General features: G+C 71.9%; 18 protein-coding genes. 11 read left to right on the top strand and 7 right to left on the bottom strand.

Annotation, left to right across the window (positions count from 1 at the left end; genetic code table 11):
- Positions 1-10: 10 nt before the first annotated feature.
- Positions 11-760, top strand: a complete 750-nt coding sequence (locus ACEN8D_RS08915) for a DedA family protein (protein ID WP_254790685.1) — start codon at positions 11-13, stop codon at positions 758-760.
- 4 nt (positions 761-764) lie between these two features.
- Here ACEN8D_RS08915 and ACEN8D_RS08910 read toward each other — a convergent pair whose 3' ends face one another.
- Entirely contained in the window at positions 765-968 is a 204-nt protein-coding gene (locus ACEN8D_RS08910; protein WP_413398686.1) for a hypervirulence associated TUDOR domain-containing protein, read from the bottom strand.
- Between the two features lie 199 nt (positions 969-1,167).
- Between ACEN8D_RS08910 and ACEN8D_RS08905 the strand changes: the two genes are divergently transcribed.
- Positions 1,168-2,220, top strand: coding sequence for a serine/threonine-protein kinase (locus tag ACEN8D_RS08905; RefSeq protein ID WP_413398685.1), 1,053 nt, complete (start codon positions 1,168-1,170; stop codon positions 2,218-2,220).
- 76 nt (positions 2,221-2,296) lie between these two features.
- Complete coding sequence (locus ACEN8D_RS08900) at positions 2,297-2,920, top strand: phosphoribosylanthranilate isomerase (RefSeq protein WP_070417063.1); 624 nt, start codon at positions 2,297-2,299, stop codon at positions 2,918-2,920.
- A gap of 62 nt (positions 2,921-2,982) precedes the next feature.
- On the opposite strand, the gene ACEN8D_RS08895 is transcribed toward ACEN8D_RS08900, so the two are convergent.
- From ACEN8D_RS08895 to ACEN8D_RS08885, 3 genes are all read right to left on the bottom strand, one after another.
- Positions 2,983-3,741: an HAD-IIB family hydrolase gene (locus ACEN8D_RS08895; RefSeq protein ID WP_071294424.1), complete on the bottom strand. Its 759-nt coding sequence runs from the start codon at positions 3,739-3,741 to the stop codon at positions 2,983-2,985.
- A gap of 80 nt (positions 3,742-3,821) precedes the next feature.
- Positions 3,822-4,256: an acyl-CoA thioesterase gene (locus ACEN8D_RS08890; RefSeq protein ID WP_083295084.1), complete on the bottom strand. Its 435-nt coding sequence runs from the start codon at positions 4,254-4,256 to the stop codon at positions 3,822-3,824.
- 79 nt (positions 4,257-4,335) lie between these two features.
- Positions 4,336-4,932 carry a nitroreductase family protein gene (locus ACEN8D_RS08885; RefSeq protein ID WP_070417061.1) on the bottom strand — a complete coding sequence of 199 codons (597 nt, stop codon included), beginning with the start codon at positions 4,930-4,932 and terminating at the stop codon, positions 4,336-4,338.
- A gap of 73 nt (positions 4,933-5,005) precedes the next feature.
- Here ACEN8D_RS08885 and ACEN8D_RS08880 point away from each other — a divergent pair, with 73 nt between their 5' ends.
- Both ACEN8D_RS08880 and ACEN8D_RS08875 read left to right on the top strand, forming a co-directional pair.
- Positions 5,006-5,929 carry an AEC family transporter gene (locus ACEN8D_RS08880; protein ID WP_071294426.1) on the top strand — a complete coding sequence of 308 codons (924 nt, stop codon included), beginning with the start codon at positions 5,006-5,008 and terminating at the stop codon, positions 5,927-5,929.
- Positions 5,930-5,991: 62 nt separating this feature from the next.
- The gene (locus ACEN8D_RS08875) at positions 5,992-6,399 is read left to right on the top strand and encodes a four-helix bundle copper-binding protein (RefSeq protein ID WP_070417060.1); all 408 of its coding nucleotides are present in this window, start codon (positions 5,992-5,994) and stop codon (positions 6,397-6,399) included.
- A 4-nt stretch (positions 6,400-6,403) separates the two neighbouring features.
- Here the strand turns inward: ACEN8D_RS08875 and ACEN8D_RS08870 are convergent, their stop codons facing one another.
- Together ACEN8D_RS08870 and ACEN8D_RS08865 are read right to left on the bottom strand one after the other, a co-directional pair.
- Positions 6,404-6,661, bottom strand: coding sequence for a hypothetical protein (locus ACEN8D_RS08870; protein ID WP_070417059.1), 258 nt, complete (start codon positions 6,659-6,661; stop codon positions 6,404-6,406).
- Between the two features lie 96 nt (positions 6,662-6,757).
- A complete protein-coding gene (locus ACEN8D_RS08865; RefSeq protein WP_309778307.1) occupies positions 6,758-7,594 on the bottom strand; it encodes an exodeoxyribonuclease III in 837 nt (278 codons plus the stop codon).
- Between the two features lie 120 nt (positions 7,595-7,714).
- On the opposite strand from ACEN8D_RS08865, the gene ACEN8D_RS08860 reads away from it, so the two are divergent.
- Genes ACEN8D_RS08860 through ACEN8D_RS08835 form a run of 6 tightly spaced genes read left to right on the top strand, consistent with a single transcriptional unit; the run spans position 7,715 to position 10,786 of the window.
- Complete coding sequence (locus ACEN8D_RS08860; protein WP_413398684.1) at positions 7,715-8,161, top strand: Asp23/Gls24 family envelope stress response protein; 447 nt, start codon at positions 7,715-7,717, stop codon at positions 8,159-8,161.
- Positions 8,158-8,349: a hypothetical protein gene (locus ACEN8D_RS08855; RefSeq protein ID WP_070417057.1), complete on the top strand. Its 192-nt coding sequence runs from the start codon at positions 8,158-8,160 to the stop codon at positions 8,347-8,349. The genes ACEN8D_RS08860 and ACEN8D_RS08855 overlap by 4 nt, the downstream gene beginning before the upstream one ends.
- Positions 8,346-8,714 carry a hypothetical protein gene (locus tag ACEN8D_RS08850; protein ID WP_402716170.1) on the top strand — a complete coding sequence of 123 codons (369 nt, stop codon included), beginning with the start codon at positions 8,346-8,348 and terminating at the stop codon, positions 8,712-8,714. The genes ACEN8D_RS08855 and ACEN8D_RS08850 overlap by 4 nt, the downstream gene beginning before the upstream one ends.
- Positions 8,711-9,319: a hypothetical protein gene (locus ACEN8D_RS08845; RefSeq protein ID WP_413398683.1), complete on the top strand. Its 609-nt coding sequence runs from the start codon at positions 8,711-8,713 to the stop codon at positions 9,317-9,319. The genes ACEN8D_RS08850 and ACEN8D_RS08845 overlap by 4 nt, the downstream gene beginning before the upstream one ends.
- Entirely contained in the window at positions 9,316-9,909 is a 594-nt protein-coding gene (locus ACEN8D_RS08840) for an Asp23/Gls24 family envelope stress response protein (protein WP_309778312.1), read from the top strand. Before ACEN8D_RS08845 ends, ACEN8D_RS08840 begins: the two co-directional genes overlap by 4 nt.
- A 7-nt stretch (positions 9,910-9,916) precedes the next feature.
- A complete protein-coding gene (locus tag ACEN8D_RS08835; protein ID WP_413398682.1) occupies positions 9,917-10,786 on the top strand; it encodes a phosphotransferase in 870 nt (289 codons plus the stop codon).
- Here ACEN8D_RS08835 and ACEN8D_RS08830 read toward each other — a convergent pair.
- Positions 10,783-12,120, bottom strand: a complete 1,338-nt coding sequence (locus ACEN8D_RS08830; RefSeq protein WP_309778316.1) for a peptidoglycan DD-metalloendopeptidase family protein — start codon at positions 12,118-12,120, stop codon at positions 10,783-10,785. The two genes, ACEN8D_RS08835 and ACEN8D_RS08830, sit on opposite strands and share 4 nt — an antisense overlap.
- Positions 12,121-12,124 lie beyond the last annotated feature (4 nt).

Below are 12,124 nucleotides of genomic sequence, written 5' to 3'. Positions count from 1 at the left end.
CCATCGGGGGATGACGACTGCCGTGGCTGCGCCTGCCCACACCATGACCGTCGCCGCCGGCGACTCCGCCGCGGACCCCGAGATGGGCGGGTTGTCCGGCCTCGTGCTGCAGCTCATCGACGCCCTGGGGGAGTGGGGCGTCGCGCTGATGCTCTTCGTCGAGACGGTCTTCCCGCCGATCCCGTCCGAGGTGATCCTACCGCTGGCCGGGTTCCTGGCGGGTGCCGGCCGGATGAACCTCGTGTTGGTCCTCCTGCTCGCGACGCTCGGCTCCTACCTCGGCGCACTGGTGCTGTACTGGCTCGGCGCCGTCATCGGCTTCGAACGGACGACGCGCTGGCTCGGCAAGCTGCCCCTCGTCGACGAGGACGACTTCCGCACGGCGGCGGACTGGTTCCACCGGCACGGCAAGAGCGCGGTCTTCTTCGGCCGGTTCGTGCCGATCGTCCGCAGCCTCATCTCGCTGCCGGCCGGAGCGGACCGGATGCACCTCGGGACGTTCTCGGTGTTCACGATCATCGCGAGCGGGATCTGGAACAGCGCCCTGGTGCTGCTCGGAGCGGCCTTCGGGACCCAGTACGACAAGGTCGAGCAGTACACCGAGTGGATCGACCGGGTGCTCTACGTGGCGATCGCCGTCGTCGTGGTGACGTTCGTCGTCCGACGGGTCCGACGCATCCGGGCCGAGCGGAACCAGCGCGCCGAGCACGGCGCAGTGGCCGCCCGAGGCCGTCGTCGCGCCGAGCCCGCCGGCGACTGAGCGCTCACGCCTTCGTCAGCGCCGACTCCTTGTGGGCGGCGCGCTTGCCGGACTTCTCCGACTCGACGATCCAGTACGGGTCGTCGTCGGCCGGCTTGAACGACTGGCCGTCGAACTCGAAGTCCGAGACCCGCTTCTGCACGAGCGTGCCGGTCGTCTTCCCCTGCGACGTGTTCCAGTGCACGGTGTCGCCCTTCGTCAGCGCCATGGTGTCCTCCTTGCGTGATCGCTCACCTGTTCGGACGTCGGACTGTACCCCGATGCATCCGCATGAACACAGGGAAGTAGGCCGATCACGATGTCATAACGTCCGCGCGGATCACTACTCGGACGCGTACCGTAGTGGATGAGCCACCACGTCGGCAACTGCCGCGGAACACCGGGCTCTGAACGGAACGACATCAGCCATGACCCTGCTGAACGACACACGGTCGGACACGGTCCTCTCGGGCCGCTACCGACTCGTGAAGCTCATCGGCACGGGCGGCATGGGATCCGTCTACGAAGCACGTGACGAGCACACCTACCGTGCCGTCGCCGTGAAGCTCTTCGCCACGCCCGAGTCGATGACCACGGCCGACCGGGTCCGCCAAGAGCGCGAGATCCGGCTGCTCAGCATGCTGTCGCACCCGGGGCTCATCCCGCTGTACGACGCCGGCACCCATGACTTCGAGGACGGTCCGCACCGGTACATCGTGATGGAGCTCATCGCGGACACGACGCTCCTGCGCCGGCTCGCCGGGGGCGCCCTGCACAACTACGAGGTGGCCGATCTCGGCGCCCAGCTGGCCGACGCGCTGGCGTACGTGCACTCGCGCGGCATCGTCCACCGCGACGTCAAGCCGGCGAACATCCTCATCAGCGACGAGGGCTCGTCGGGCTTCGCGCGCACCGTGAAGCTCACCGACTTCGGCGTCGCCCACTTCGTCGACGGCTCGCGCCTGACGAACGACGGCACGATCATCGGCACGGCCGCGTACCTCAGCCCCGAGCAGGTCGCCGGGGAGCCGATCGGCTTCGCCACCGACGTCTACTCGCTCGGACTGGTGCTGCTCGAGGCACTGACCGGCAAGCAGGAGTACTCCGGCACCCTCATCGAGGCGGCACTCGCACGGCTCCGCCACGACCCCGAGATCCCGGACGGCATCGCGCCGGAGTGGCGGGACCTCCTCGCGAAGATGACCGCGCGCGACCCCGACCGCCGCCCGACCGCGGTGGCGATCGCGAACGCCCTGCGCGGTGGTTCGGCCCAGATAACCGGCCCGGTGCCGCTGGGGCCGCAGCGCGTGAAGCACAAGCGCGACCACCGCCTGCACCGCGCCGCGCACCGGCACGCCCGGCGCGGGACGTTCGTCACCGTGCGGCGCTGGCGCCGGCGGAACGTGCTCGTCGGGTCGTTCGCGGCCTTCGGCGTCCTGGTCGCCTGCGCGGCGTCGTACATCGCCGGCACCCTGCACTAGCCCGCTCGCACGGCCGCTGCGCACCCCGTACCGGCGGCCGCTCCGCACCTCCGGGGTCCCTGGCAGGATGGACGGCATGACCGACCAGCGATGGATCAAGATCTGCGGCCTGTCGACCCCTGCGACCGTGGACGCCGCCATCGACGCCGGTGCGGACGCGGTCGGGTTCGTCTTCGCCGCCGGCAGCCCGCGCACCGTGACAGCGGACCTCGCGAAGGAGCTCGTCGAGCGGGTGCCGGATGGCATCGACGCGGTCGGGGTCTTCCGTGACCAGGAGATCGACGAGGTCGTGGGCATCGCGTCGGCAGTGGGGCTCACCACGTTGCAGCTGCACGGCGGCGAGTCGGCCACGGACTTCGCGCGCGCCCGTGACGCCGGGTTCTTCACGATCCGGGCGGTCGCGGCCGAGGACTACCTGGCCGAGACGCCGGAACAGCGCGCGTCGTACGACCACGACCTGCTCCTGCTCGACGCCGCGGTGCCGGGCAGCGGGCGGCTCATCGACCCCGCCTCGATCACGGGGAAGGTCGACGAGGCGTGGATCCTCGCGGGCGGGCTGACGCCGGCCAACGTGGTCGCGGCGATCGAGTCGCTCGACCCGGACGGCGTGGACGTGTCGAGCGGTGTCGAGTCCGAACGCGGCGTGAAGGACGAGGCGAAGATCCGGGCGTTCGTCGAGGCGGTCCGCAGCATCCCCTGAGTCGTTCGCCGTGCCTCCCGTCCGTCGGCGCGTCAGCGCCCGTACCGCCGGCGCTCGTTCCGTCAGCGCAGGGTGGGGATCAGCTCCGTGAGGAACGCATCGGTGTCCTCCCAGCCCTCGACCGCGTGGCAGGGGACGCCGAGGGCCTTCACCGGGTAGTCGTTGCCCTCGGGGTCGAGGCGGTCGCCGACGAACAGCATGTCGTCGAGCGCGACGCTCGTGATCTCGGCCAGGCGCTGCATGCCGTACGCCTTGTCGATGCCCTTGCGGGTGATGTCGACGCTCGTCGAGCCACCGGAACGGACCTCGAGGTCGGGCAGCTCGGCCTGGACGCGCCGACGGAGCTCGTCCTTCTTCGCGCCCGTCGGGTCCCACTGCTTCTTCACGTCCACCGGAGCGGACTGGCCGAGCGCGGAGAACGTGATCTGGGACCCGCGGTCCTCGAGGATGGGGCCCCACGTCTCGGACTCCCAGAACCCGGCGGCCTTTGCCTCGGCCTCGACCGCGGCCAGGGCGCGCGCCTTCTGCTCGTCGGTGAGGTCCTCGGCGTACTGGAGCGCCCAGTCGTCGCCGGTCCACCGGTAGTAGGCGGTGCCGCAGGTCGGCAGGAGGTGCAGGTCGTCGAGCACGAGCCCGTCGCGACGCCGCAGGGGTGCGACCAGCTGCTGCTCGAACTGTTGGAAGTTGCCGCCGGAGATCACCGCGACCGGCACGACCTCGAGCAGGGACGCGAAGGTCTCGAGCATCCGGGGGTCCAGCGCGGACTTCGAGGGGGCGAGGGTGTCGTCCAGGTCGAAGGCGACGAGGCGGGGCGTGGTCATGCCCCGATCCTGCCAGAGGCCCCCGATCACATGCCGGGTGCGATGCCCTGCCCGGACGGCGCTGCGCGATGTCTGCGGTGTCACGCGCGGTGCGTGGCGGGCACCCGGTCGCGGTCGTACGTGATGTCGGTGTAGCCGTGCGGCGCCGGGGAGCCGTCCTCGTCGAGGTTCACGAACACGACCTCGTCGATGGTGAGGATGCTGCGGTGCGTGAAGAGGTTCCGTGCCTCGGCCCGCATCGTCAGCGAGGTGCGGCCGAAGCGGGTGGCGACGAGACCGATCTCGACGATGTCGCCCTCGCGCGCGGACGACACGAACACGATCTCGGACATGTACTTCGTGACGACCTTGCCGTTGCCGAGCTGGATGATCGCGTAGACGGCGGCTTCCTCGTCGATCCAGCGGAGGAGGCTGCCGCCGAACAGGGTGCCGTTGGCGTTGAGGTCCTCCGGACGGACCCACTTGCGGGTGTAGAAGTTCATCTCGGGGCCGGGGGTGTTCGCGTCGTGCTGCATGTCAGTACATGCTACGCCCCGCCGCACACGGCAGCGGCCGCACCCCGGTGGGGATGCGGCCGCGTGCGGTGGTGCAGGACTACTCCTTGACGAGCACGACCTCGTCGAGGGGGAGACGGGTGCGCGGGGCGACCTCGCGCTCGGCGGCCTTGTCGTCGAGCTGCGACGGGTCCGCCACGGTGCCGATCGCGGTGACCGTGTACGGCAGGAACCGCTCCGGCAGGTCGAACGCGGCACGGAGGCCCTCGGCGTCGATGCCCGCCATCTGGTGCACGTGCAGGCCCTCGGCGTGCGCCTGGACGGTCAGGGCCGCGAGGGACTGGCCGAGGTCGTACTGGGCGAAGGGGCGTTCGTCGCCGTCCTCGGTGACGGTCTCGAGCACGCCGACGACCAGGGCGCTGGCGCGGAAGGCCCAGGCGGCGTTGAACCCGAGCAGGTTCTCGTTGATCTTCCGGAACGTCTCGGTGCCACGGCGGCCGGCGATGAAGCGGCGCGGCTGGAAGTTCATGGCCGACGGGGCCCAGCGAGCGGCTTCGAGGACCGCGTCGTACGCCGCGTCGTCGATCGTCGCGGTCTCGTCGTAGGAACGGGGGCTCCACCGCTCCTCGAGCAACGGGACGAGGGGCTGGCTGGAGTCGGTCGAACGCGTGAGCGTGCTGGAGTTCGTCGAGGTCATGGTGGGCACAACGGTATTCCATGCGTTCGCATTTCCGGCCTGAGCAACGTCACATGGTGCAAGGATGGAGCCGATGGGTGGCGTGTTGACCGGGTTCGCGATCATCGGCGCGATCATCGCCGCCGGGTACGTCGTCGGACGCATCGGACTGCTCGGCCAGCACGCCCAGTTCGTGATGAGCCGGCTCGCGTTCTTCGTGCTCATGCCCTGCCTGCTCTTCCACACGATCGCCACGGCGGACATCCACGTCCTGCTGTCGCCCATGCTGTGGGTGTCCCTGCTCAGCGCGGTCGTGGTGGCCATCGGCGCCGGCGTGGTCTTCCGGGTCGTCCTGCGCCGGCCGCTCGCGACCACGACGGTCGGGGCGCTCGCCGCGAGCTACGTCAACGCGAACAACATCGGGTTGCCGGTCGCCGTGTACGTCCTCGGGCAGGCCACCGCGGTCGTGCCGGTCATCCTGCTGCAGCTCATCGTGCTCGCGCCGATCGCGCTGACGATCCTGGACACCGCGACCTCGGCGGGCGGGAGCTGGTGGCGCCGGGTCTCGGGGCCGTTCCGGAACCCGATCATCATCGCCTCGCTCGTGGGCCTGGTCTTCTCGGCGACGGGCATCGACCTCCCGACGCCCGTGCTCGAGCCGTTCTCGCTCGTCGGGGCGGCCGCCGTGCCCGTGGTCCTGCTGTCGTTCGGGATGAGCCTGCACGGGGCGACCCCGCTCCGCGACCCGGCGATCCGGACGGACGTCATCGTGGCGTCGGCGATCAAGCTCGTCGTGATGCCGGCCGTGGCGTTCGTGTTCGCCCGGTTCGTGTTCGGGCTGGGGGACCAGGACGTCTTCGTGCTCACGACCCTCGGGGCGCTGCCGGCAGCGCAGAACGTGTTCAACTACGCGCAGCGGTACGGGGCGGCGGTGCCGGTCGCGCGGGACGTGGTGCTCATCTCGACGATCGGTTCCGTGCCGGTGCTGGTCGCGGTCGCCGCGCTCCTGCACCCGTAGCCGCGTCACGCATCGGGGCGGCGCGTACCGTGGGCGCCACCGAACGGAAGAGGAGGTCCCCGATGGACACCATGGCGATGATGAAGACCATGTCCACGAGCGAGATGCCCGTGGCGATGGACGCTGAGCTCATGCAGGACACGATGATGGCGATGAACGCCGCGTCGATGGCCGCGACGATGTGCTCCGCGAGCGACATGCAGATGGGTGCCGACATGGCCACCTGTGCCGCGATGTGCTCGAACACGGCGATGATGGCCGACACCGGCATGCGGATGATGATGCGTCCGATGGGCATGGACGTCGACAGCATGCGCGCGATGCTCACGGCCTGCGTCGCGATGGGCACGGCGTGTGCCGCGGAGTGCCGCAGCCACGCGGACATGGACGAGTCGTGCCGCTACTGCGCCATGGCGTGCGACGAGATGGTCGCGAAGTGCGAGGCGATGATGGCCTCGATGACCGCCTGACGCGTCACGCGGTGCGCGCGGTGGTCTTCCGACCGCCGGCGCTGAGGATCTCCGCGGCCGGGTGGTGGGCGACCGGGTCGCCGACCGACACGAGCGTGTCGGCGTCCGCCACCCGCAGCTGCGTCACGCCGCCGTCGAGGAACGCGACCACCACGTCGGCGGGGCGTGTCTCGACGACGATGCCGTCCCTCCAGGCACGGGGCGTGGCGTCGGCCATGACGCGCTGGATCGGAAGGATCGTCGACGGGGTCGTGCGGGACATGGCTTCACCTGCTCTCGAAGGGGTTCGGTGCAGGCAACGTACGTCGCTGGGTCCGCCCCGCTCAACGAGGGCGGACGCGGGGAGTAACAGAAGGCGTCAGAAGATCATCGGCCGGTCGTCGTCGAGCGAGGTCTCGAGGTCGAGGTCGACCGACACCGGGACGTGGTCGCTCGGCGCGTCGCCCTTGCGCTCGTCGCGGTGGATGCGGGCGTCCGTCACGACGTCCGAGAACGCCTGCGAGCCCATGATGAAGTCGATGCGCATGCCCTCGTTGCGGGGGAAGCGCAGCTGCTTGTAGTCCCAGTAGGTGTAGCCGTCCGGCACGATCGGGCGGACGACGTCCTGCAGGCCACGCGCCTCGAACTCCCGGAAGGCCGCGCGCTCGGGTTCGGTGACGTGCGTGTGCCCCTCGAAGACCGAGACGTCCCACACGTCGGAGTCGAGCGGCGCCACGTTCCAGTCGCCCATCAGCGCGAGCGGCTGCTCGGGGTGCGCGGTGAGCCACTCCGAGGTGCGGTCGGCCAACTGCCCGAGCCAGTCGAGCTTGTACGTGTAGTGCGGGTCGCCGACCTCGCGCCCGTTCGGCACGTAGAGGCTCCACAGGCGGACACCGTCGACCGTGACACCGAGGGCGCGGGCCTCCACCGGGAGGTCGGGGCCCTCGTGCCCCTTGAGGAACCCGGGCTGGCCGGGGAAGTCGCGGGTGACGTCCTCGAGCGGGAGGCGGCTGGCGAAGGCCACCCCGTTCCACTGGTTCAGGCCGTGCGCCTCGACCTGGTACCCGGCGGCCTCGAACGCCTCGACCGGGAACTGCTCCGGCTTGCACTTGATCTCCTGCATGCCGAGGACGTCGACGTCCTCGCGCACCAGCCAGTCGACGATCCGACCCACTCGGGTGCGGACGGAGTTCACGTTCCAGGTCGCCACGCGCATGGGTCCGAACCTACCGTGCGCCGGCCCGGCGGGGCTCCGCGTGCCGGGCCCTGCTCCCGGGCGGTGCACGGCACGATGGTGTTCGCTGGACCACAGGACGAGACTGCATCGGAGGCACTCATGGCATCGACGACGAACCGCGTCGACGGGACCGCGACGACCGGCACCACGACGACGCAGGTCACCACCAAGGGCCGGACGATCATCGACGACACGGTCGTCGCGAAGGTCGCCGGCATCGCCGCCCGGGACGTCCCCGGCGTCTTCGCGCTCGGCGGCAACGCGGCCCGGGCGTTCGGCGCGATCCGTGACGCGATCGGCTCGAGCGCGCTCGGCCAGGGCGTCCGCGTCGAGGTCGGCGAGACACAGGTCGCGGTCGACCTGACGATCGTCGTGGACTACCCGACGCCGATGATGGACGTCGCCACCGCGGTGCGCGCGGCCGTCACGGCCGCGGTCACCGAGCTCGTCGGGCTCGAGGTCACCGAGGTCAACATCGCCATCAACGACGTGAACATCCCCGCCCTCAACGGTGTCGCCGACGACGCCGAGGGCCGCGTCCGGTGAACGCCACCGTCGTCGGCATGGGTGTCGGCGCACTGCTCGCGATCGTCGCCGTGACGCTCGGTGCCTGGGCGTTCGTCGTGGTCGCCGTCTGCATGCTCGTGGGCGGGATCGTCGCCCGCATCGTCACCGGCGACGTCGACGTGCGCCGACTCCTCGACGTGCTGCGCGGACGCCGGAGCTCGTCGTGAGCACGCCCGCCGTCGCCGGTCCCGGCAGCGGCGGACGGGTCCCCGGCTCCGACCGGATCGGTTCGGCAGCCCTCGTGCACACTGCGCAGGCGGTCGCTGCGGAAGCGCTCCGGGTGCCGTTCCAGGAGGCGCGTGCCCGGGTCGCCGACGACGGCCGCGGTGGGCTGGCGGTCGAGATCACCGCACCGCTCGCCGTCCCCGTGCTGGGGAGCCACGCGGTCCCCGACGAACCCGTCACCACCTCGGCGCACCGCGCCCGCGGCACGATCGCCGAGCGGCTCCGCGCCATCACCGGCCGACAGGTCGAACGGGTGACCGTGACGTTCTCGTCGTCCGTCGTCGACACCCCGAGGAGGGTCCGGTGACCGAGCGTTCCCTGCCGGCCGGCCCGACCCACGACCGGGTGTACCGCCGGATCGTCCGCCGCGAGACGAACGCCTCGCGGTCCGGAGCGGTCGTCGTCGCGATGCTCGTCACCCTCCTGCTCGCCGCGGCCGCCGTGTTCGCCGCCGCACTCGTGTTCCTCGACCAGCGTGCGCTCGGTGTCGACCCCCGTGCGGTCGTGGACGCCGCCGCCCGGGCGCCCCGCGGGCTCGACGCGACCGTCGTGGTCGGCATCGCGGCGATCGTCGCGCTGGTCGGACTCGTGTTCCTCGCGCAGGGCCTCCTGCCGCAGCGTCGCCCCCGGCACGCGATGTCGTCGTCGCGGCTCGCTGTGGTCGTCGACGACGAGGTGCTCGCATCGGCCGCCGCGCGGGCCGCTCGGTCGGCCACCCGGCTCGGTCAGGACGCGGCCATCGGTACCGTCGGCCGTCGGACCGTCGACGTCGTGCTCCGCCCGCCTGCGGGGGCCGACGTCCCCGCGGTCGCCGCGACCGAGGCCGTGACCGCGGAGTTCGCCGCGATCGACGCGCAGCCCGGCGTCACCGCGCGGGTCCGCGTGCAGCCGACCGGACGGGTGGACGGATGAACGCGACGAACCGCGTCGTCGGACGGACGGCGCTCGTGCTGGTCGGACTCGCGCTGCTCGTGCTCGGCGTCGGGGCGATCCTCGTCCAGACGCTGCCGTGGGCGGCCACGGCGTGGCACGAGCGTGCCGGCGTGCTCGACGCCCTCGGCGCGGATGCCCCGCGCGAGACCTCGGTGACGGCGTGGACCTGGGTCCTCGGCGGCGCGGTGGTGCTCGGGGTCCTGGCGATCGTGGTGCTGTCGACGCTCGGTGGCGGTCGGGTCGGCACCGTGGTCGAGGACGACGGGTCCGCCGGCGGGGTCGCCGGTTCGGTCCGGATCGACGCCGCCGCGGTGCAGCACGCGCTGTCGTCGGCGATCGGTGCCATGCCGCAGGTGGGCTCGCTCGCGGTCGACGTGTTCCGGGTCCGGGGCGGCCGGGCGATCCGGATCCGCGTCCGACCCCGTCGCGGAGCCTCGCCGCGCGACATCACGACCGGGGTGGAGGACATCGTCGCCGACCTGGACGCCCTGCTCGGGGACCGTCTGCCGGTCCTGCTCGAGATCGCCCGGGGTGGCGCGGGCTCCGGCCGCACGGACCGGGTGCACTGAGGTCGGCATGCCGCGCTCGATCGACGGACTGTCCCGTGCGCGGGGTGGCGTCGCGGTGCCCGCGGTCGTCCGTCGCGTCGCACGGGGTCGTCCGGTGCAGGCTGTGTGGGTCAACGAGATCGGTGGCCGGACGTTCCGCATCGGTGCGGACGGCCTGGCCGAGGAGTACGTCAAGGTGCTCCCGCACGCCTATGCGCCCTGGATCGTCGGCGAGGCCGCACGCTTGACCTGGGCCTCCCGGTACGCGCGCGTCCCGGAACTCCTCGACCACGGGGTCGACGACGAGGGGGCCTGGGTCCGCACCCGCGCGCTGCCGGGGTGGAGCGCGGTCGACCCGCGGTGGCACGACGAACCGCGCACGGCCGTGATCGCGGCCGGCGAGGGACTGCGGACGCTGCACGACACCCTGCCCGTGCTCGACTGCCCGTTCGAGTGGTCCACCGTGCAGCGGGCCGGACGGGCCCGCGCTGCCGGCGCCGACCCCGAGGCGCTCGGTCCGGAGCCGCCCGTGGACCGCGTGGTGGTGTGCCACGGCGACCCGTGCACGCCGAACACCCTGATCGGCGCGGACGGTCGGTTCGCCGGGCACGTCGACCTCGACGCCCTCGGCATCGCCGACCGCTGGGCGGACCTGGGCGTGGCGACGATGGCGCTCGGGTGGAACTACGGCCCCGGGTGGGACGGACTCTTCCACGAGGCGTACGGGCTGCCCGTCGACGAGGAGCGGACGGCCTGGTACCGGGCGCTGTGGAACCTGGACGACGACGGCATCGAGACCGCGTCCGGCATCGAGACCGCGTCCGGCACGGAGATCGCGTCCGGCACGGAGACCGCCGACGGGACGAGCGCCGGACCGGATGCCCGACGGGACGGCTAGAAGGCCACGCCCCGCGCCTGCATGAACGGCACCGGGTCGACCGTGGCGCCGTTCACGTGGACCTCGAAGTGCGTGTGGCAGCCGGTCGAGTTGCCGGTGGAGCCGACGAGCGCGATCAGCTGCCCGGCCGACACCTGCTGGCCGGGGCTCACCCGGAACCCGCCGTTCACGATGTGCCCGTAGGCCGTCTGGACCCCGCCGCCGTGGCTGATCCGGACGTAGTTGCCGTACCCGCCGTACCAGCCGGCGTAGTCGACCGTGCCGGCGGCCGCCGCGACGATGGGCGTCGAGCACCCGCTCGCGAGGTCGGCGCCGTCGTGCTTGATCACGGTGCCGTAGATCGGGTGCACGCGGTACCCGTAGGGGCTGATCACGTACCCGCTGGCCGGACGGACCCACCCGGTCCCCGAGCCGGACCCCGGCGAACCGCTGGAACCCGAGCCGCTGCTGCCGGTACCGCCACCCCCGCCGCCGCTGCCGGCGTTGGCCGCGTTCGCGGCGTTCTGGGCGGCGATGGCCCGGAGGTAGGCCTCGCGCGCGGCCTTCTCCTCCGCCGCCTTGCGCACGGCCTCGCCCTTGGCGAACTCGGCCTCGGTCCGGACCCGGCCGGAGGTCAGCGTCGCGAGCTGGGCGTCGAGCCGTGCCTTGTTGGTCTGCTGCTCGTCGTAGGCGGCCTGCACCTTGTCCGCCGCGGCCTGGGAGGCCTGCATGCGGCGCTCGGCCTCGGCAGCGAGGTCGTCGAGCGCCTCGGACGCACGGTCGGCCTGGGCGGTGAGGGACCGGGCGACGGCGGCGTCGGCGGTGGCGGCGGCCTCGACGCGTTCGGCCTGCTCGGAGAGCTTGCTGAGCGCACCGAGGTTGTAGAGGAGGTCGCTGGCGTCCTGGCCGCCGGAGATCACGGACGCGGTGACGTCGGCGCCGCCGGACCGGGCCATCTGGGCGGCGAACTGGCCCGCCTGGGCGGCGCTCTGCTCGGCGACCTCGGCGTGGTCGTCGGCGTCGGCGCGGAGCCGCTGTTCCTTCTCGGCGGCGTCCTGCGCCTTGCTCTGCGCATCGAAGAACTCGGTGCCGAGGCGCTCGGCCTCGGCCTCGGCCGCTTTCACCTTGCTCGACAGCCCGGAGATGATGCCGCGGATCTCGGTGATCTGGTCCTGCTTGTCGGACTCCTGCCCGCGCGCGGCCATGACCTCGTCCCACGAGGGGTAGGTCGCCGCGCTCGCCACCGGCGCGTCGAACACCACCGTGCCGACGAGGCCCGCGAGCGCGAGGCCGGTGGCGGCGAGACGGAGTCGGACGGTGGCACGGGGACGGGAGTGGCTGGTGGGACGAGTCACGGGC

The sequence above is a fragment of the Curtobacterium sp. Curtsp22 genome (assembly GCF_059492135.1).
The sequence above is the reverse complement of the archived record's forward strand: the minus strand, read 5'-3'. Positions and strand labels throughout refer to the sequence as shown.